Consider the following 19,444-nt stretch of genomic DNA (forward strand, 5'->3'; position numbering starts at 1 on the left):
CCCCGTTCAGGAAGCAGAGAAACAGGTGACAGAAGCGATCCTCCTGGTCGGGGGCAAGGGCACCCGGCTGCGTCCGCTGACCGTGAACACGCCGAAGCCCATGGTGCCCGCGGCAGGCGTGCCCTTTCTCACCCACCAGTTGGCGCGGGCGAGGGCGGCCGGGGTCGAGCACATCGTGATGGCGACCTCCTATCTGGCGGAGGTCTTCGAGCCGCACTTCGGTGACGGGTCCCAACTCGGTCTGCACCTGGAGTATGTGACGGAGGATGAGCCGCTCGGTACGGGCGGAGCCATCCGGAACGTCGCCTCCCGTCTGCACTCGGCGCCCGGCGACCCGGTGCTCATCTTCAACGGCGACATCCTCACCGGGCTCGACATCCGCGCACTCGTCGACACGCACACAGAGTCGGGTGCCGACGTCTCCCTGCACCTCACCCGCGTCTCCGACCCGCGCGCGTACGGGCTCGTACCCACGGACGCCGACGGGCGCGTCACCGCCTTCCTGGAGAAGCCGGAGACGCCCGAGGAGATCGTCACCGACCAGATCAACGCCGGCGCGTACGTCTTCAACCGTTCGGTCATCGACAGCATCCCCGCCGACCGCCCGGTGTCCGTGGAGCGCGAGACCTTCCCCGGGCTGCTGGCGGACGGCGCGCACCTGCGCGGCATGGTCGACTCCACCTACTGGCTCGACCTGGGCACGCCGCAGGCGTTCGTCCGCGGCTCGGCCGACCTGGTGCTCGGCCGGGTGCCGTCGCCCGCGGTGCCCGGGAGATGCGGCGACAGCCTCGTCCTCGAATCCGCGGAGGTGGCCGCCGACGCCAAGCTGACCGGCGGCACCGTGGTGGGCGCCCGCGCGGTGATAGGCGCCGGCGCCCGCATCGACGGTTCGGCAGTGCTCGACGGCGCGGTCGTGGAGGCCGGCGCCGACATCCGCGACTCGCTGGTCGGCGAGGAGGCGCGGATCGGACAGGGCACCGTGCTGGACGGCGCGGTCATCGGGGACGGCGCCGTCGTGGGCGCCGGCAACGAACTGCGCGACGGGGTCCGCGTGTGGTGCGGTGCGCACCTGCCGGACGGCGCGGTGCGCTTCTCCTCCGACCAGTAACCGGGCGACCGGCAGCAGAACGGCCGGCCGCCGACAGGGGGACGGCACGGCCGGACAGTAGGAACTGTCACATTCCGAAGCGCCGGATGACGGGGCGCGGGCTCGCTACGCTGGCGGGCGTGTCCGCACCCCGTACCCGCACCTGGACCCCGCCGCCGCTGTACAGGCTGCGGCAGCACCTCCATGTGTTGCAGCGCGGACCGTACGACCCGGCGTGCCGCATCGAGGGCGGCACTGTCTGGCGGGCCACCCGGACACCGGACGGCCCGGCCACACTGCGCGCCGTGCAACAGGGCGACACCGTACGGGCGGACGCATGGGGGACCGGTGCCGCATGGGCACTCGAACAACTCCCCGCGCTGCTCGGCGAGTACGACGACCCGGACGCCTTCACACCGCACCACGCGCTGACAGAGGAGTCCCACCGCCGGCATCCCGGACTGCGGCTCGCCCGCACGGGACGCATCATGGAGTCGCTGATTCCGTCCGTCCTGGAACAGAAGGTCACGGCCAACGAGGCGTACAAGGCGTGGCGGCTGCTGCTGCGCCGGTTCGGCGAGCGCGCCCCGGGACCGCACGACGCGCTGTACGTGATGCCCGAACCGCGCGACTGGTGCCGCATCCCCTCCTGGGAGTGGCACCGCGCGGGCGTCGACAACAAGCGCGCCACCGCGATCATCCGCGCGGCGCAGCGTGCCCCGCGCATGGAGGAGGCGGCGGCCATGGACCAGGCGGACGCGCTGCGCCGGCTGCAGGCCATCCCCGGGATCGGCCCGTGGACGGCGGCGGAGACCCTGCAGCGCAGCAACGGCGCGCCCGACGCCGTGACCGTCGGCGACCTGCACCTCCCCGGCATCGTCGGCTACGCGCTGACCGGGGCACGCGGGACGGACGACGCGGGCATGCTGGAACTGCTCGCCCCGTACGAGGGCCAGCGGCACCGTGCGACCCGCCTGATCCTCCTCACCGGCCGGGTGCCACCACGGCGCCAACCGCGCTTCCCCGTGGGCGACATCGCCCGCCTGTGAGGCGAGACAGGGGCGCGGGGAACTGCGCGAAACAAGGGGGCGCGGGGAACTGCGCAAACCCACAGCGGAACCGCAGCCGCCGCACCTCCGGGGGCAGAAGCGAAGCGGCGCCCAGGGGAGCGCTCAGCTCCCCTCAGCGAAGCCCCGCGCGCGAGCCGCCCCCCGCACCCCGTTCACGACATCCCGCGGCGGCCGCCCCGACAACACACGGTCGAGCTGCGCCACGAGACCGTCGCGCAGTCTGTGCCGTGATCCCCAGGTGGCCCCCGCGGTGTGCGGGCTGAGCAGTACGTCGTCCCGGCCGCGCAGCGGCGAGGCCGCCGGCAGCGGTTCCACGGCGAACACGTCGAGCGCCGCACCGGCCAACTGCCCGTCGTCCAGCGCCCGTACGAGCGCGTCCTCGTCCAGTACGCCGCCGCGGCCCGCGTTCAGGACGTACCCGCCGCGCGGCATGCTGCGCAGCAGGGTGTCGCCGACCAGCCCGCGGGTGCCCTCGTTGAGCGGCATGTGCAGGCTCAGCACGTCGGAACGCGCGCACAGTTCGGCCAGCCCGACGTACTCGCGGCCGGGCTCCGAGGGCACCGGGTCGTGCGCGAGGACACGGGCCCCGAAGGCGTCGAGACGGTGGGCCACCGCACGGCCGATGCTGCCGAACCCGGCGACGCCGACCGTCAGCGAGGACACGTCGGTGCCCCGCAGATCCTGGTGCTCCCAGCCGTGGCGCAGGACTGTGCTGTGGCCGAGCGCGTACCGGCGCAGCAGCTGCAGCAGTGCGCCGACCGTCCAGTCGGCCACCGCGGGGGAGTTGAACCCCGGCAGATTGGCGACCGGGATACCGCGTTCCGCCGCGGCGAGATGGTCCACCCCGTCGAACCCGACGGCGACCGACTGGATGTGCCGCAACCGCGGCATGGCGTCCATCAGTTCCGCCTCGACGCGGTGCTCCTTGGCGAGCGGCGACAGGACGACGGTCGCGGAGTCGAGCACGTCCGGACGGCCGGACAGGTCGGTACCGGGGGCGAATTGGGAGATGCGTACGTCCCCGTGCCCGGGCAGCAGCCGGTGCAGCTCTCCGGGGCCGAGGTCGTTGAGGTGGTACAGGCTCACGATGTGGTCGTGCATGGCAGGCGGCTCCTGACCAGGTGGCGGGCCCTCGGGCCCCGTCGGGGCGGTACGAGTGTCACCACGCGCCCCCGGCCCGTCAACGGTCGCCCGGCCGGGGGCCGGACGCACGACAGCGCGTCCGGTCGACGTGTGCACGGTCCAGCCCCGGAGCCGGTCAGCGTGTGCGCGGTCCGCCCGCGCGTCCGGTCAGCGGGTGACCGTGAAGTCCGCGCCGTCGCGCGGCGGGCGCTCGCGGGGCGGAGCCGCGGCGTGGCCGACGGCGACGGCACCCATCGGGTCCCAGCCGTCGGGCAGGTCCAGCACGTCCCGTACGACATCCCGGCAGAACATCGTCGAGGAAACCCAGGCCGAGCCCAGCCGTTCACCGGCGAGCGCCACCAGGAAGTTCTGGATGCCGGCACCGTTCGCCACCACGAACATCTCCCGCTCGGCAGCGGCCCTGCGCGCGTCCGGGTAGGCGTGCGAACCCTCCGTCACCAGGCAGGGCACCGCCAGATAGGGCGCGTTGCGCAGCACGTCGCCGCGCCGTACGCGCTTGGCGATGCTGTCCTCCGTTTTGCCGTCAGCCCGCAGGTCGGCGATCCACTGGTCGCGCATGGCGTCCAGCAGCCGGGTGCGGGACTCCTGCGACTCCAGCAGCACGAACCGCCACGGCGTCGTGTGGTGCGGCGCGGGAGCGGTCACGGCCGCGGCGACCGCACGGCGCACGGCGTCCGGGTCGACGGGCTCGTCGGTGAACTCCCGTACGGTGCGCCGCAGGGTGACGGCCTCCCGTACGGCCTCCGACGTGCCCAGCCGGAACATGTCGTTGGCCGCGTCGCGCACCAGCGCCCGCGCGGACTGCTCGCCCTGCTCACTGTCGTGACCGTCCGCCGAAGTGTCGCCGTCGGGGCTGCTGTGACCGTCCGTCAGAGAAGGCACGTGTTGCGGGAGTCCGCGCAGTACGGCGACGGGCAGCCCGTCCGCCTTGCCCTTGACCAGTTCGCCTGCGGCGGCCAGTTCGTCGCCGACCGCGGTGACGGTGACGCCCAGCGGATTGCCGTACGCGTCGACGCCGCCCCGCAGATCGTCCAGCACCCGCACACCGGAGGCGCCGATGGCGACGTCGGTCTGTCCCTCGCGCCAGGGCCGGCCGAAGGTGTCGGTGACGACCACGCCGACGTCGACGCCCAGTACGTCACGGATGCCGTCCCGCACCCGCCGCGCGGACGCGTCCGGGTCCTCGGGCAGCAACAGCACGGTGCCCTTGGGGGTGTTGGAGGCGTCGACACCCGCCGCGGCCATCACAAAACCGTGCCGGCTCTCGACGATCCGCGCGGGCCCGCGGCGCGCCACGACCCGTACGGTCTCCGCCTCTATCGCCGCCTCCCGGTCGTCGGCCTGGAGCACGCGCCCCTCGGCCTTGCTGACGATCTTCGACGTCACGATGAGCACGTCGCCGTCCGCGAGCCCCGGCAGACCGCTGCCGGTCGCCGCGTCGGCGATGAGCTTCACCAGGTCGTCGCCGGGCTGCACTTCGGGGATCCCGGGCAGCGCCCACACCTGGTACGAGGACAGCTGTCGAGGTGTACCCGGCACGCCGGGCGCGAGGCTCACGCGCGGACCTCCTCGGCGAGCGTGAGGGCCTCGCGCGCCATCGCGGCGGTGGCCTCCGTGTCGCTCATCATCAGCGGTACGGCGCGGCACCGGATGCCCGCCTCCTCGACGGCGTCCACGGAGTCCGCGTCCACCGTGTCGACGAGCCAGCCGTCCAGCAGCCCCGAACCGTAGTGCTGTGCGACGGCCGCGGCGGTCGACTCGACGCCCACGGCGGCGAGCACCTTGTCGGCCATCCCGTGCACCGGCGCGTTGCCGACGATGGGGGAGAGGCCGACGACCGGCACCCCGGCCTCGGCGATGGCTTCCCGCACCCCCGGCACGGCGAGGATCGTGCCCACACTGACCACGGGGTTGGACGGCGGGAAGAGGATGACGTCGGCCTCCGCCACGGCCTCCAGCACACCGGGCCCGGGCTTCGCGCTGTCCGCGCCGACCGGCACCACGGCGTGCGCGTCCACGGAGGCACGCAGCCGCACCCAGTACTCCTGGAAGTGCACCGCCTTCCGGCCGCCCTCGGGGTCGTCCGGATCGTCGATGAGCACGTGGGTCTCGACGCGGTCGTCCGTCATCGGCAGCAGCCGTACGCCCGGCTGCCAGCGGGCGCACAGCGCCTCGGTCACCGCGGACAGCGGATAGCCGGCGCCGGTCATCTGCGTCCGCACGATGTGGGTGGCGAAGTCCCGGTCGCCCAGCCCGAACCACTCGGGACCGACGCCGTACGCGGCCAACTCCTCCTTCACGGCGAAGGTTTCGCCTGCCCGGCCCCAGCCCTGCTCCTCGTGAATGCCACCGCCGAGGGTGTACATCACGGTGTCCAGGTCGGGGCAGACCTTCAGCCCGAAGAGATGGATGTCGTCGCCGGTGTTCCCGACGACGGTGATCTCCGCGTCGGGCACGGCGGCCTTGAGTCCGCGAAGAAAACGGGCACCGCCGATGCCCCCGGCCAGAACCACAATCCGCTGCATGGCCTCAGTTTGTCAGTTGGCCATCGCACGGTGTGCCGCGGGCGCGCACTGCGGTGCGTGCATGGGCATCTCGGTGAGTCCCGGGAAGTAGACGTGCAGGCTGACGGCCGGTTCCAGGCTGTCGTTGACGACCTCGTGCACATAGCCGGGTGCGAACACCCGCTGCGCGCCGGACGCGAGCGCGCGGCCCGTACCGCGGGAGTGCTCGGTGAGCGTGCCGTCCAGCACGGTGAGCACGCCGGAGGACGGTCCGTGGTCGTGCCGTCCGCTGCCCTGCCCGGGCAGCCAGCTCAGCAGCCAGACCTCGTAGCCGGGCCCGGTGCGCAGCCGGTGGTACCAGCGGGTCGTGGCGTCGTACCCCACGAGGGGTTCCCACGCGCCGCGGTCGGCGGCGATCGTACGGGCCAGCCCGGCGAAACCCGCGACGGTGGCGGGGTGGTCCTGCACGGGCGGAAGGAGATGAGGGACCGCGAGCGGGTCGCCCGCGATCTCGACGTCGTTGTTCACGTCAGAGAGTGCTTTCGCGCTGGAGGGGAGAGGAGATGCGGGCCGGATGCCCGGACGTCTCGGAAGGAGTGCCTCAACAGCAGCAACAGCGACAGCGGACCGTACCCGGGGCAGCACGAAGGGACCCGGCGGGGCGGGCCGTGCGGAGCTGGGAGGTCGCTGGCATGCGGACCAGGAAGTCATAGAGCGCGCCCCGATGTCAACCGGTTGTCGCGTTTGGGCCTAATGTTTCACCGCATCCGGTTGCGGTGTCGGAGGAAAGGTTTGTGCTCTCGGCCCACAGGACATGTGGCGCAACATCCGTACACGCAAACGTCGTTGCGCTTCTGTGATCCCAGCGTGATCAACGGCCGTCGTGTGTGCGGGGGGTCAACATGACCCTTAGTCATTGTTTGTGCTGATTTGAACACTTTCCGCGTGAGCTTGGTTCCGCAGAGTGAATAACAGGGTCAATAGCAGATCTCGGCTTGACTGGCCCGGATCGGCACACTTGTAATTTCACCCGTGTCGTTCACAAGAGTTCGATAACGACCGCATCACGGGGACGCAAAGACGGACGAGGGGCGCGCACATGACCGAGCTGTTCCAACAACTGCTGGTCGAAGAGGCGGACGAAGAGCTCGGCTGGCAGGAGCGCGCGTTGTGCGCGCAGACCGACCCCGAGTCGTTCTTCCCGGAGAAGGGCGGATCCACCCGGGAAGCGAAAAAGGTCTGCCTCGCCTGCGAAGTCCGGTCCGAATGCCTGGAATACGCTCTCGCGAACGACGAGCGTTTCGGCATTTGGGGCGGACTGTCCGAGCGTGAGCGCCGACGACTGAAGAAGGCCGCTGTATAAGGCTGTACGAGGCACCAGTTGGGCGGATCCTGCCCGGCCGTTGCCCGGAGTACGCACGGACGCGGCGGGTGTGGTGCACTGAGCCGCTAGTGTGGTGGGCCGTTCGAGATACACCCCCTCTTTCACGGGGGGCGCGTGTGTCCGACCCATCCACCACAGCGTCTTCCGGGGGACGCCCCCGCACCCCCGGGGAGGGCCCGTACCTCGATGTCCGTGCACAGCCATACGGCGGCCCAATACGAGGCGGCCACACCTGAGTTCCCCCGCCACGTGGTCACCGCGGCGCTCGTCGCGCACGACGGCGCCCGGTGGCTGCCCGAGGCGCTGTCGGGACTGCTCGGGCAGGAACGCCCCGTGCAGAACGTCCTCGCGGCCGACACCGGAAGCGCCGACGAGTCCGCCCAGCTGGTCACCGAAGCGCTCGGCCCCGACCGTGTGCTGCACATGGCGCGGCGCACCGGATTCGGCACCGCCGTCGACGAGATGGCCCGTACGGCACCCGTCCTCACGCCGGAGGAGCTGCCGTATCTGAAGCGGCCCAGCGGCTGGGACCCCGTCAGCCGCACCTGGCGCGACGACGCGTACGACATGCCGGAACTGCCGCACGGCGAGCCCGTCCAGTGGCTGTGGCTGCTGCACGACGACTGCGCGCCCGAGCCGGACGCGCTCGCGCAGCTGCTGCGGATCGCCGACGCGGACCCCGCGGCCGCGATCGTCGGCCCGAAGCTGCGCAGTTGGTACGACCGCAGGCAGCTGCTGGAGGCCGGCGTCTCCATCGCCAACAGCGGCCGCCGCTGGACCGGCCTGGAGCGCCGCGAGCAGGACCAGGGACAGCACGACCAGGTGCGCGCCGTACAGGCCGTGTCGACCGCCGGAATGCTCATCAGGCGCGACGTCTTCGAGCAGCTCGGCGGCTTCGACCGCCGACTGCCGCTCATGCGCGACGACATCGATCTGTGCTGGCGCGCCCAGGCCGCGGGGCACGGCGTGTTCGTCGCGCCGGACGCCGTGATGCGGCACGCCGAGGCCGCCTCCCGTGAGCGCCGGCCCGTCGACTGTGTGGGGCGCGCCAGCCGCGGCGGCGCGAGCCCGCACCGGGTGGACAAGGCCGGCGCCGTGTACGCGCTGCTCGCCAACGTGCCCGGCAAGAAGCTCCCGTGGGTGCTGCTGCGCCTCGTGGTCGGCACCCTCCTGCGGACGCTCGCCTATCTGGTCGGCAAGGTGCCGGGCCAGGCGCTGGACGAGGTCGCGGGGCTCACGGGGACGCTGCTGCGGCCCGGGCGCATCCTCGCGGCGCGCCGCAGAAGGGGCAGACCGGCCGTCCCGTACAGCGAGTTGCGGCCGCTCTTCCCGCCGCCGGGCGCGACCGTACGGGCCACCGTCGAGCAGGTCGCCGGCAACTTCGGCGGCCGCTCCGAGGCCGAACTGTCCTCCGGCGGACGGCACGGCGCCGTCGAGTCCGGGCCGGGGGACGAGGAAGCGGACTTCCTCCAGGTCGAGCAGTTCGCACGGCTGAAGCGGATCGGGCGCAAGCCGGGTCCTGTGCTGTTCGCCGTGCTGCTGGTGGTCTCCCTGATCGCCTGCCGGGCGCTGCTCGGCGGCGGCGCGCTCGCCGGCGGTGCATTGCTGCCGGCGCCCGCCGACGTCGGCGACCTGTGGGCGCGCTACTTCGACAGCTGGCATCCCGTCGGCATCGGCGGCACACAGACGGCGCCGCCCTATCTGGCGGTCGTCGCGCTGGTCGCCACTGTGTTCTTCGGCAGTACCGGTTTCACGCTGACGCTGCTGCTGGTGTGCAGCGTCCCTTTGGCCGGACTGTCCGCGTACTTCTGTTCGCGGCCGCTCGTCGAGTCGCGGCTGCTGCGCGCGTGGGCGAGTGTCGCGTACGCCTTCCTGCCGGCCGCCACGGGCGCGCTGGCCGGCGGGCGCATCGGCACGGCCGTCCTGGCGATCCTGCTGCCGCTGCTGGCCAGGGCCGCACTCGCCGTCAGCGGCCTGCGGGGGAAGCCCAGTTGGCGCGCCGCGTGGGCGTGCGCGCTGCTGCTGTCCTTCCTGACGGCCTTCACTCCTGTCGTGTGGCCCATCGCGCTCGTGCTGATGGCGGGACTGCTCGCGCTGCGGCTGCGGCAGGGTGCCTTCGTCCCGTCCACCGCGGTACGGGCCGCCATCGTGCTCGTGACGCCCATGGTGCTGCTGGCGCCCTGGTCGCTGTCGCTCCTGTCGTCCCCCTCGGCTTTCCTGCGCGAGGTCGGACTGCCGTACGGGGCCGGCTCCGCTGACGCGCTCGACCTGCTGACGCTCACCCCGGGCGGCCCCGGTGCCACGGGCGGACTGCTGCTGACGGGCGTGGTGCTCGCCGGCCTGGCCGCACTGCTGCGCGGCGAGCGACAGTTGGCCATCCGTACGGCCTGGCTCGTGGCACTGGCCGGACTGTTCTTCGCGGCACTGTCCAACGGTTCCGCCTGGGCCGGACCCGCCACGCTGGTGTACGGGCTGGGCCTGCTGTGCGCCGCGGCCGTCGGTGCGGAAGGGGCGAAGGAACGCGTCGCCAGCCAGAGCTTCGGCTGGCGGCAGCCCGTCGCCGCGCTGATCGCCGCCGCGGCCGTGGCGGCACCGCTGTTCGCCGCGTTCGGCTGGATGATCGGCGGCGCCGACGGCCCGCTGTCCCGGCGCGACCCGGTGCAGGTACCCGCCTTCGTCGCGGAGGAGACCCACACCCAGGACCAGGCGCGCACGCTGGTGCTCGACGGCGAGGCCGACAGTACGACGGGCTCCGCGTCCGGCGTCTCGTACTCCCTGGTGCGCGGTTCCGGCGCCCGGCTGGGCGACGGGGACCTGGCGGTGAACGGCGGCGACGACAGCCGGCTCGGCAAGGTCGTCGCCAACCTGGTCGCCGGTTCCGGAGCCGACCAGACGAGCCAGCTCGGCGGCTACGCCGTGCGCTACCTCCTCGTACGGGACGGCGCCCCGCGGCAGATGAGCCGGGAACTCGACGCGACCCCCGGGCTGACCCGGCTCAGCCAGGAGGACGGCAGCGCGCTGTGGCGCGTCGAGCGGGAGGTCTCCCGCGTCAGCATCGTGCCCGGTGCGAAGGAGAACGCCGCCGCCGGAGCGACGACGGCGCCCGTCCCCGTGGCCGCCGGAGCCGTCGACGCCGGCACGCGGCTGCCGTCCGGGCCCGCGGGCCGCGTCCTGCGCGTCGCCGACGCCGCGGACGAGGGCTGGCAGGCGACGCTCGACGGCAAGCCGCTCAGCGCGGTCACCGTCGACGGCTGGGCGCAGGGCTTCCGGCTGCCCGCCGAGGGCGGCCGGCTGGAGCTCACCTACGAGGGCAGCGTGCTGCACACCGTGTGGCTGTGGGTGCAGGGACTGCTCGCCGTCGTGGTGCTCGTCCTCGCCCTGCCGGGCCGCCGCCGCGAGATCGACGACGACCTGCCCGAGGCGCCGTCCGTACCGGCGCAGCCCGTCGCCGGAGAGGGCCGCAGGGCGCGCAGGCTGCGCGCCGCGGGCGACACCCGGCCGACAGAGGGGGACACCCCCGCGGCACCTGTGCCCGAACCGCCGTACGGCGCGCCGGATGTGCCCCATCAGCCGCAGTACGACCCGCAGTTCGGCGCGGTGCCCGAGCCGCAGTACCAGCCGCTGCACGAGCCGCAGTACGACGGCCAGTACGGCGCCCCGTACGAGCAGCAGCCTGACCCGCAGTTCGCCCCCGGCCCTTACGCCGACCCGTACACCGGCTGGGAGCCGCAGCCGTACGGGCAGCCGCAGTACGGGCAACAGCAGTACGGCGAGCAGCAGTACGGCGACTTCGGCGCGCCGGTGCCGCCGCAGGGACTGCCGGAGCAGCAACAGGGCCAGTACGACCCGTACGGCCGGCCCGCACCGTCCGCCGACCCCTACGGCTACGACGGCACGGGCGGCGCCCCGTACGGCGACAGGAGCGATCAGCAGTGAACCGCAGCCCCGGCGCCGCCCTGCAGAACGGCGCACGCAACCACCTGTTCCTCATCGGCGCCGCTGTCGCGCTCGCCGCCGTCACGGGCGTGGCCGCCGTCGCCGCGCCGGGCGACGAGGCGGGCAGCGCAACGGCCGCCTCCCGGAAGCCCGTTGAGCGCTCGACGCTGGTCTGTCCGCAGCCCAGCACTTCCGACGTGGCGGAGACCGAGTACAGCGGCTTCACGCCGAAGGGCGCCGGCAGCAGCGGCGGCAAGGGTGCAGCCGGGCTGTACCCGGCGCAGCGCGCGGAGCAGGACGGCAAGAAGGACAAGGAGTCCGGCACCGCGAAGAACGACGGCAAGCCCGTCGTCCCCCTCCAGAAGCCCGGCACTCCGGTGAGCAGCACCGTCGACAGCAGTGGCGCACCGGCGCTCGTCGGTTCGGCCGACGGGCAGTTCGCTCCCGGCTGGTCCGTGCAGCAGACGACCACCGTGAGCGCGGGCGCGGGACGGGGGCTGCAGGGCAGCTCCTGCTCGTCGCCCGACACCGACTTCTGGTTCCCTGCCGTCGGCACCGCGGGCTCCCGTCAGGACTACGTCCATCTGACCAACCCGGACAGCACCAGCGCGGTCGTCGACCTCGATCTGTACGGCAGCCACGGCCGGGCGACATCCGAGTCGGGCGAGGGCATCAACGTGCCGCCGCACTCCTCCGTACCCGTCCTGCTGTCGACACTGACGACGGAACCGGTGGACGGTGCGACGCTGCACGTCCTCGCGCGCAACGGCCGGGTGGGCGCCCAAGTGCAGTCGTCCGACAAGAAGGCCGGCGGCGACTGGGTGCACTCCACCGCCGATCCGGCACCGTCCGCCGTGCTGCCCGGCATCCCCAAGGACGCCACCTCCGTACGGCTGACCGTCCTCGCGCGCGGAGAGAACGACGCCGACCTGAAGGTCCGGCTGGCGGGCAAGAACGGGCAGATCAGCCCGGCCGGTTACGAGACGCTGCACGTGAAGGGCGGCATGACCAGCTCGGTGAAGCTGCGCGACCTCACCAAGGGCGAGGCAGGATCGCTCGTCCTGTCACCCACCGGCGACGAGGAAGGGGCCACGCCCGTGGTCGCCGGCGCACAGGTCACCCGCGGCAAGGGCAGCTCCCAGGAGACCGCGTTCATCCCGTCGACTGCCCCCGTCGACAAGCGGGCGACTGCCGCCGGCAACACGGCGAAGGGGTCCACGCTGTCGCTGACCGCACCGCAGAAGGCGGCGAAGGTGCGGGTCACCTCGTCGGCGGGCAGTGAGGGCGGCAGCCCCGCGAGCAAGACGTACACGGTCGCGGCGGGCACCACACAGTCCTTCGCCCCGCCGGCCCCGCAGGGCGCCAAGGGGACGTTCGCGGTGACGGTGGAGCGCCTCTCGGGCGGGCCGCTCTACAGCTCACGGATGCTGGAGAAGAAGGTGGAGGGCGTGCAGGGGTTCACCGTGCAGCCGCTGCCCGACGACCGGGGCATGGTGCCCGTGCCGCAGTCCGGCCAGGACCTGTCGGTTCTCACGGAGGACTGACCGCCCGACGGGCCGACCGCACGACAGGCTGACCGCGGACGCCGCACCGGCTTGCGCACAGGGACGGCCCGGCGTGCACACGGGACCCGCCTCCGCGCAGACGCGGGGCGGCTACTCCTGTCCGTACCGGGGGTCGACCGACTCCGGGGCGAGACCGAGGAGTTCGGCCACCTGCTCCACCACGACCTCGTGCACGAGCAGCGCCCGCTCGTCCCGGGAGCGGGTGCGGAGCTCGACAGGGCGGCGGTAGACCACGATCCGGTCGGGACGCTCGCCGTCGGCCTCGGACACCCGGCCGAGCGGCACGACCGCGGCGGCCTCGTCCAGCTCGCCGTTGTCCGTGCGGGGGACTTCCTGTACCGCGAATTCGACGCCGGCCAGCTGCGGCCAGTGCCGCTCCAGCCGGCTGATGGAGTCGCGCACCAGATCGTCGAAGGAGTCGGCCCTGCTGACGGCGAGAGGGACCTGCGGGGGTGCCACAGGGCCGCGCATGCCGCGCCCGTGCCGGTCCCGGCGGCGCGGCCTCGCCTCGGACGGCGGTCCCGCGTCCTCGCCGCCCTCGGTGCTGCCCGAGCCCTGGGGCCCGCGCGGTGGTACAGGGGTGTTCATCCTCCCGAGCCTAGTCCGCGCGGGGCCCGGCGGGCGGCAGTGCGGCGTGCCGGGCCCGGATGTCTCCGGATGACCGGTTGCATCGAATTCCAGCCCCGTTCCCCACTGTGTCGTGACCGCCGAACTCGCCCTTTCTGAACGGATTTGGAGTCGTCTGGCGCTTCGCCGGACGGGCCGCAGGATCGTTTCGCCGCCCTCGCACGCGCGGTGCGGCGACTTCTCGCAGATCAGACGATCCCGGCCAACGGGACGACACGACGGTGTGACGTCGGGGAGAGTCGTCGCAGCCCGCTCAAGAGTGCGGTACGGTCCAACGTCGTGAGCCCTGTACGCCGCTGTTCGCGCACCGCTTGCGGCCGACCCGCCGTCGCCACGCTCACGTACGTCTATGCGGACTCGACCGCCGTGCTCGGACCCCTCGCCACGTACGCCGAGCCGCACTGCTATGACCTCTGCGCCGAGCACTCGGAACGGCTGACGGCCCCACGCGGCTGGGAAGTTGTGCGTCTGGCCGTCGATTCCGGACCGGCCCGCCCCAGCGGTGACGACCTCGAAGCCCTGGCCAACGCCGTCCGTGAAGCGGCCCGTACGCCCCGACAGCACGACCCCACCGCGGCGGCCGCCCAGGCCGAAGCGGCTGTCGGCCCCGAGGGACGCGAGGCCGACCCGATGGAGGTCGCCCGCCGCGGCCATCTCAGGGTGCTGCGCTCCCCGGAGTCGTAGCCGCCGCGGCGCCTTCAGGCGCACAGCCTCCGCCCTGCCCGCGCTCATGGAACTCTCAGCGCGTGCGGGTAGATTTGGCGCCCGCAAGAACAGGTGTGGGTTTTCACAGCACTCGAGAGGGCGTTCCGTGTCTGATCTTTCGGAGATCGTGAAGGCGTACGACGTGCGCGGTGTCGTGCCGGACCAGTGGGACGAGCCGCTGGCCGAGCTGTTCGGCGCCGCCTTCGTCGAGGTCACCGAGGCGAGCGCGATCGTGGTGGGACACGACATGCGCCCCTCGTCGCCGGGGCTGGCACGGGCCTTCGGGCGCGGTGCCGCGGGGCGTGGCGCGGACGTGACCGAGATCGGGCTGTGCTCCACCGACGAGCTCTATTTCGCCAGCGGCAACATGGACCTGCCCGGCGCCATGTTCACCGCGAGCCACAACCCGGCGCAGTACAACGGCATCAAGATGTGCCGGGCCGGCGCCGCACCGGTCGGACAGGACACCGGGCTGGCCGAGATCCGTGCGCTCGTCGAGCAGTGGTCGGCGACCGGACTGCCGGCCACCGGCGCCACGGAGGGCACCCTCGCACAGCGCGACGTGCTCACCGACTACGCGGAACACCTGCGCACCCTGGTCGACCTGACCGCGATCCGCCCGCTGAAGGTCGTGGTGGACGCGGGCAACGGTATGGGCGGTCACACGGTGCCCACCGTCTTCGACGGTCTGCCGCTCGATCTGGACGCCCTGTACTTCGAGTTGGACGGCACCTTCCCCAACCACGAGGCCAATCCGCTCGATCCGAAGAACCTCGTCGACCTGCAGCAGCGCGTACGGGAGACGGGTGCCGACCTCGGTCTCGCCTTCGACGGCGACGCGGACCGCTGTTTCGTCGTCGACGAGAACGGCGATCCCGTCTCCCCGTCCGCCGTCACCGCGCTGGTCGCCTCCCGCGAGCTGGCCAAGCACCGCGGCGGCACGGTCATCCACAACTGCATCACCTCGTGGTCCGTCCCCGAGGTGGTCAAGGAGTGCGGCGGCACACCCGTCCGCACCCGCGTCGGCCACTCGTTCATCAAGACCGAGATGGCGAAGACCGGCGCCATCTTCGGCGGCGAGCACTCGGCGCACTACTACTTCCGCGACTTCTGGAACGCCGACACCGGCATGCTGGCCGCCCTGCACGTTCTGGCCGCACTCGGCGGCCAGGAGGGCACGCTGTCCGCGCTCGTCGCGCAGTACGACAGGTACGCGGCATCCGGCGAGATCAACAGCACGGTCACCGACCAGCCGGGACGCGCCGCCGCCGTCAAGGAGACGTACGCGGCGCGCGACGACGTGACGCTGGACGAACTGGACGGGCTGACGGTGACCGCCGACGACTGGTGGTTCAACCTCCGCGCGTCCAACACCGAACCGCTGCTCCGTCTGAACGTCGAGGCCCGGGACGAGGAAACCTGCGCGCGGGTCCGCGACGAGGTCCTCGCGCTCGTCCGCGCCTGACGCACGCACAGTCCGTACGTACGGCGCTCACCGACGCACGCACAGTCCGTACGTACCGCGCTCCCCGACGCACGCTGGAGTCCGGACAGCCGGCCGTCCGCACAGTCCGGCGGCCGGCTGTCCGGCACCCGCGGGACCGGGCGGGACGCCTGCCCGGCGTCCCGCCCGGCGCCCACCGGGGGCCCGGCCCCCGGCGGTACCCTGGGGCGGACAGCCGCGCTTTCCCGCACCGCTCTTGAAAGGGACATCCATGCCGCTCGAAGCCGGTCTCCTGGAGATCCTCGCCTGCCCGGCGTGCCACGCCCCGCTCCGCGAAGAGGGCGAGGAACTGATCTGCACAGGCGGTGCGGAGTGCGGCCTGGCCTACCCCGTACGGGACGGCATTCCCGTGCTCCTCGTGGACGAGGCCCGGCGGCAGGCCGCCTGACGGCCAGGCAGAATCTTCACGCCGGGTGACGCACCCGGCGTCGGCAGCCGATCGGAGGCCCCGGAAGATGCTCGACGAGCCGCTCCTCGACGACCCCGAGGCCCTCGGCCGCGCGGACACCCGCGGACTGCTGCGGGGTGCGGCGCAGGCCGGGGCCCGCGTCCGTACGGGCATCCGGCACGCGGCCGACGCCGGCCTCGACGCGCTCCGCCCCGAAGGGCGCCCGCGCTCGGTGCTCGTCGCGGGACCGGGCCCCGCCACGGCCTGTGTCGCCGACCTGCTGGGCGCGTTCACCAACGGCGCGCTGCCCGTCACCCTGCTCCGTCCCACCGGCGCGCTGCCCGCGCCCGGTGCGCTCCGCTGGTCGCTGCCCGGCTGGGCGGGGCCCCTCGATCTGCTGATCATCGCCACGCCCGACGGCACCGAGCCGGGACTGACCCCGCTCGTCGAGCAGGCGTACCGGCGCGGCTGCACAGTCGTCGCCGTGACCCCGCCGTCCGCCCCCGTGGCCGGTCTCGTCGGTGAGACGCGCGGCCTCGCCGTCCCGCTGGCGCCCCCGCCCCACGAGGAGTACGACGCGCCGGAGGGCCACCCCGCCGGACCCCAGGCGCCGGACAGCGAACGGAAGTTGCTGCCCGAGAACCTCCCCTCGCCGACCGTCGCGCCGGGCACCCTGTGGGCGATGCTCACCCCGCTGCTCGTCCTCGCCGACCGGCTCGGCCTCGTACAGGCGGACACGGCCGTACTGGAGTCGGTCGCGGACAGACTGGACGAGGTCGCCGAGCGCTGCGGTCCGGCGATCGAGACCTACAGCAATTCGGCGAAGACCTTCGCGTCCGAACTGTCCGGCGCGCTCCCGCTGCTGTGGAGCGAGGGGACGGTCGCCGCCGCGGCCGCCCGGCACGGCGCGGGCATCCTCACCGCACTGTCCGGCTGCCCCGCGCTCGCCGCGGAACTGCCGGAGGCGATGACGGCCCACGCGGCACTGCTGGGCGGCACCGGCGGATCCGGCAGCGCGGAGGACGACTTCTTCCGGGACCGGGTGGACGAGCCGGAGCCCCGGCGCGTACGTGTCGTCCTGCTGCGCGAGCAGGGGCCCGGCGCCGAGTCCGCCGCCGTCGCCGCGCGCGACCTCGCGTACGGGCAGGACGCCCCGCTCAGCGAACTCGAACCGGCGGACGGCAGCAGCCCGTTGGAGGCCGCGGCCGAACTGATCGCCACCACCGATTTCGCGGCCGTTTACCTGGCTCTCGCCGGCGACGGCGCATCATGGGCCTGACCTCCGCAGTCTCCCGTTCCGCAAGCTGTTCCTCCAGAGAGTGAAACGCCACCACATGGACCGCCTCGACAACTCCGTGCGCCCCTACGCCTGGGGCTCCGTCACCGCCATCCCCGAGCTGCTCGGCACCGAGCCCACCGGGCAGCCGCAGGCCGAACTGTGGATGGGGGCCCACCCCGGCGCACCCTCGCGCGTCGACCGCGGTGCCGGCGAGACGGCACTGTCGGAGGTCATCGCGGCCGACCCCGAGGGCGAACTGGGCGGTCCCGCGGTGCGCGCGTTCGGGCCGCGGCTGCCGTTCCTGCTGAAGGTGCTGGCCGCCGCGTCCCCGCTGTCCCTGCAGGTCCACCCCGACCTCCAGCAGGCGAAGGACGGCTTCGCCGACGAGGAGGCGCGCGGTGTCCCCCTCGACGCACCGCACCGCAACTACAAGGACGCCAACCACAAGCCCGAACTCATCTGCGCCCTCACACCCTTTGACGGCCTGTGCGGCTTCCGGCGCCCCGAGGAATCGGCAGAACTGCTGGACGGTCTCGGCGTGAACGGGCTCAAGCCGTACGTGGACGTACTGCGTGCGCGCCCGGAGAGCGACGCACTGCGCGAGGTGCTCACCGCCGTACTGACCGCCGACAGGGACGAGATGGCCGAATCGGTCTCCGATGCCGCCACCGCCGCGGCCCGTCTCGCCGAGGGCACAGGCCCACACGCTGCGGACTACGCCGCGTACGCGTCCATCGCCCGGCACTACCCCGGCGACCCCGGCGTGATCGCGGCCATGCTGCTCAACTACGTGCGCCTCCAGCCCGGTGAGGCCCTCTACCTGGGCGCGGGTGTCCCGCACGCGTACCTCGACGGCCTCGGCGTCGAGATCATGGCGAACTCCGACAACGTGCTGCGCTGCGGTCTCACCCCCAAGCACGTCGACGTGCCCGAACTGCTGCGCGTCGTCCGCTTCGAGACCGGCGACCCGGGTGTCCTGCGCCCCGAGGCGGGCCCGGACGGCGCCGAGCGGTACGACACCCCCATCGACGAGTTCGCGCTGTCCCGGCACGTGCTCGCCGCCGGCGGCGAGGACCGCGCCCTCGACGCCCGTACGCCGCAGATCCTGCTCTGCACCGACGGCACCGTCACCCTGCACGGCGAAACAGGCGAAACCGGCGAAACCGGTGAACTCCGGCTGGACCGCGGGCAGTCCGCCTTCGTCCCGGCAGGGGAGCAGGTCCGCGTCTCCGGGACAGGTACGCTCTTCCGCGCCACTGTGGCCGTCTGAGGGGCGGCTGCCCCGCGGACACAACGGAGGAGTTTCAACACGTGAGTGCGTCAGGCGGAACGAAGGCGATCGTCGCCGCGCTGGGAGCGAACCTGGCCATCGCCGGGGCCAAGTTCGTCGCCTTCGCCTTCAGCGGTTCGTCCTCGATGCTGGCGGAGGGCGTGCACTCGCTCGCCGACTCGGGCAACCAGGGGCTGCTGCTGGTCGGCGGCAAGAAGGCCAAGAAGGAAGCCAGCGAGGAACACCCCTTCGGCTACGGCCGGGAGCGCTACATCTACAGCTTCCTGGTCTCCATCGTGCTGTTCACCATCGGCGGCGTCTTCGCGCTGTACGAGGGCTACGAGAAGATCAAGCACCCGCACTCGCTGGAGCACTGGTACTGGCCGGTGGGCGTGCTGGTGTTCGCGATCATCGCGGAGAGCTTCTCCTTCCGTACGGCGATAAAGGAGTCCAACGAGCTCCGCGGGTCGCTCAGCTGGGGACAGTTCGTACGCCGCGCCAAGGCCCCCGAGCTGCCGGTCGTCCTGCTGGAGGACCTGGGCGCGCTCGTGGGTCTCGTCCTCGCCCTCGGCGGTGTCGGCCTGTCGCTGCTCACGGGTGACGGCGTGTGGGACGGCGTGGGCACCCTGTGCATCGGTGTGCTGCTCGTGCTGATCGCCATCGTGCTGGCGGCGGAGACGAAGTCCCTGCTGCTGGGCGAGTCCGCCGACGTGGACCAGCTGGAGAAGATCCGCAGCGCCGTCGTGGACGGCGAGACGGTCACCTCCATCATCCACATGCGCACCCTGCACCTCGGCCCCGAGGAACTGCTCGTCGCCGCCAAGGTGGCGGTCCAGCACGACGACACGGCGACCGAGGTCGCCAACGCGATCAACGCGGCTGAGGACCGGATCCGCGCGGCCGTGCCGATCGCCCGGGTGATCTACCTGGAGCCCGACATACTGCGTACGGACGGCTAGCAGAGCCGGGCGGAACTGCCTGC

Annotated in this window: 16 protein-coding genes; 11 read left to right on the plus strand and 5 right to left on the minus strand. The window is 72.6% G+C overall.

The features are described 5' to 3' along the window. Window positions 1-25: 25 nt before the first annotated feature. Together manB and AC3AGO_RS21000 are read left to right on the plus strand one after the other, a co-directional pair. Complete coding sequence (gene manB, locus AC3AGO_RS20995; protein WP_487821767.1) at window positions 26-1,108, plus strand: mannose-1-phosphate guanylyltransferase; 1,083 nt, start codon at window positions 26-28, stop codon at window positions 1,106-1,108. A gap of 86 nt (window positions 1,109-1,194) precedes the next feature. Then, on the plus strand, window positions 1,195-2,136 hold the full coding sequence (locus AC3AGO_RS21000; protein ID WP_487821768.1) for a DNA-3-methyladenine glycosylase family protein: 942 nt from the start codon (window positions 1,195-1,197) through the stop codon (window positions 2,134-2,136). 123 nt (window positions 2,137-2,259) lie between these two features. On the opposite strand, the gene AC3AGO_RS21005 is transcribed toward AC3AGO_RS21000, so the two are convergent. The 4 genes from AC3AGO_RS21005 to AC3AGO_RS21020 form a co-directional block, all read right to left on the minus strand. Further along, the gene (locus AC3AGO_RS21005) at window positions 2,260-3,258 is read right to left on the minus strand and encodes a 2-hydroxyacid dehydrogenase (RefSeq protein ID WP_487821769.1); all 999 of its coding nucleotides are present in this window, start codon (window positions 3,256-3,258) and stop codon (window positions 2,260-2,262) included. 189 nt (window positions 3,259-3,447) lie between these two features. Next, window positions 3,448-4,857 (minus strand): coenzyme F420-0:L-glutamate ligase, encoded by a 1,410-nt coding sequence (locus AC3AGO_RS21010; protein WP_487821770.1) that lies wholly within the window; start codon window positions 4,855-4,857, stop codon window positions 3,448-3,450. Beyond that, the gene (gene cofD / locus AC3AGO_RS21015) at window positions 4,854-5,825 is read right to left on the minus strand and encodes a 2-phospho-L-lactate transferase (protein ID WP_487821771.1); all 972 of its coding nucleotides are present in this window, start codon (window positions 5,823-5,825) and stop codon (window positions 4,854-4,856) included. The genes AC3AGO_RS21010 and cofD overlap by 4 nt, the downstream gene beginning before the upstream one ends. Before the next feature lie 12 nt (window positions 5,826-5,837). Then, entirely contained in the window at window positions 5,838-6,332 is a 495-nt protein-coding gene (locus tag AC3AGO_RS21020; RefSeq protein WP_487821772.1) for a cysteine dioxygenase, read from the minus strand. Between the two features lie 571 nt (window positions 6,333-6,903). On the opposite strand from AC3AGO_RS21020, the gene AC3AGO_RS21025 reads away from it, so the two are divergent. The 3 genes from AC3AGO_RS21025 to AC3AGO_RS21035 all read left to right on the plus strand — a co-directional run bounded on the left by AC3AGO_RS21025 (window position 6,904) and on the right by AC3AGO_RS21035 (window position 12,668). After that, window positions 6,904-7,167: a WhiB family transcriptional regulator gene (locus AC3AGO_RS21025; RefSeq protein WP_004952403.1), complete on the plus strand. Its 264-nt coding sequence runs from the start codon at window positions 6,904-6,906 to the stop codon at window positions 7,165-7,167. 207 nt (window positions 7,168-7,374) lie between these two features. Beyond that, window positions 7,375-11,124, plus strand: a complete 3,750-nt coding sequence (locus tag AC3AGO_RS21030) for a glycosyltransferase (RefSeq protein ID WP_487821773.1) — start codon at window positions 7,375-7,377, stop codon at window positions 11,122-11,124. Then, window positions 11,121-12,668, plus strand: a complete 1,548-nt coding sequence (locus AC3AGO_RS21035; RefSeq protein ID WP_487821774.1) for a DUF5719 family protein — start codon at window positions 11,121-11,123, stop codon at window positions 12,666-12,668. The genes AC3AGO_RS21030 and AC3AGO_RS21035 overlap by 4 nt, the downstream gene beginning before the upstream one ends. 111 nt (window positions 12,669-12,779) lie before the next feature. Here AC3AGO_RS21035 and AC3AGO_RS21040 read toward each other — a convergent pair whose 3' ends face one another. Continuing rightward, entirely contained in the window at window positions 12,780-13,277 is a 498-nt protein-coding gene (locus AC3AGO_RS21040) for a metallopeptidase family protein (protein ID WP_487821775.1), read from the minus strand. A 234-nt stretch (window positions 13,278-13,511) separates the two neighbouring features. Between AC3AGO_RS21040 and AC3AGO_RS21045 the strand changes: the two genes are divergently transcribed. The 6 genes from AC3AGO_RS21045 to AC3AGO_RS21070 all read left to right on the plus strand — a co-directional run bounded on the left by AC3AGO_RS21045 (window position 13,512) and on the right by AC3AGO_RS21070 (window position 19,421). Beyond that, the gene (locus AC3AGO_RS21045; protein WP_487824740.1) at window positions 13,512-14,000 is read left to right on the plus strand and encodes a DUF3499 domain-containing protein; all 489 of its coding nucleotides are present in this window, start codon (window positions 13,512-13,514) and stop codon (window positions 13,998-14,000) included. A gap of 127 nt (window positions 14,001-14,127) precedes the next feature. Beyond that, a complete protein-coding gene (locus tag AC3AGO_RS21050; RefSeq protein ID WP_487821776.1) occupies window positions 14,128-15,486 on the plus strand; it encodes a phosphomannomutase/phosphoglucomutase in 1,359 nt (452 codons plus the stop codon). Between the two features lie 250 nt (window positions 15,487-15,736). Beyond that, window positions 15,737-15,913 (plus strand): Trm112 family protein, encoded by a 177-nt coding sequence (locus AC3AGO_RS21055; protein WP_487821777.1) that lies wholly within the window; start codon window positions 15,737-15,739, stop codon window positions 15,911-15,913. Between the two features lie 67 nt (window positions 15,914-15,980). Next, window positions 15,981-17,192 carry an SIS domain-containing protein gene (locus AC3AGO_RS21060; RefSeq protein ID WP_487821778.1) on the plus strand — a complete coding sequence of 404 codons (1,212 nt, stop codon included), beginning with the start codon at window positions 15,981-15,983 and terminating at the stop codon, window positions 17,190-17,192. Between the two features lie 55 nt (window positions 17,193-17,247). Continuing rightward, window positions 17,248-18,462, plus strand: coding sequence for a mannose-6-phosphate isomerase, class I (manA, locus tag AC3AGO_RS21065; protein ID WP_487824741.1), 1,215 nt, complete (start codon window positions 17,248-17,250; stop codon window positions 18,460-18,462). Window positions 18,463-18,503: 41 nt separating this feature from the next. Beyond that, entirely contained in the window at window positions 18,504-19,421 is a 918-nt protein-coding gene (locus tag AC3AGO_RS21070) for a cation diffusion facilitator family transporter (protein WP_487821779.1), read from the plus strand. Window positions 19,422-19,444 lie beyond the last annotated feature (23 nt).

Source organism: Streptomyces sp. BL1, assembly GCF_057628045.1.

What these genes read in the sequence shown, in the direction of transcription:
- AC3AGO_RS21000 (WP_487821768.1), top strand. Translation starts at nt 1,195, where the DNA reads ATGACGGGGCGCGGGCTCGCTACGCTGGCGGGCGTGTCCGCACCCCGT.
- AC3AGO_RS21005 (WP_487821769.1), bottom strand. Translation starts at nt 3,258, where the DNA reads ATGCACGACCACATCGTGAGCCTGTACCACCTCAACGACCTCGGCCCC.
- cofD (WP_487821771.1), bottom strand. Translation starts at nt 5,825, where the DNA reads ATGCAGCGGATTGTGGTTCTGGCCGGGGGCATCGGCGGTGCCCGTTTT.
- AC3AGO_RS21025 (WP_004952403.1), top strand. Translation starts at nt 6,904, where the DNA reads ATGACCGAGCTGTTCCAACAACTGCTGGTCGAAGAGGCGGACGAAGAG.
- AC3AGO_RS21030 (WP_487821773.1), top strand. Translation starts at nt 7,375, where the DNA reads ATGTCCGTGCACAGCCATACGGCGGCCCAATACGAGGCGGCCACACCT.
- AC3AGO_RS21040 (WP_487821775.1), bottom strand. Translation starts at nt 13,277, where the DNA reads ATGAACACCCCTGTACCACCGCGCGGGCCCCAGGGCTCGGGCAGCACC.
- AC3AGO_RS21055 (WP_487821777.1), top strand. Translation starts at nt 15,737, where the DNA reads ATGCCGCTCGAAGCCGGTCTCCTGGAGATCCTCGCCTGCCCGGCGTGC.
- AC3AGO_RS21060 (WP_487821778.1), top strand. Translation starts at nt 15,981, where the DNA reads ATGCTCGACGAGCCGCTCCTCGACGACCCCGAGGCCCTCGGCCGCGCG.
- manA (WP_487824741.1), top strand. Translation starts at nt 17,248, where the DNA reads ATGGACCGCCTCGACAACTCCGTGCGCCCCTACGCCTGGGGCTCCGTC.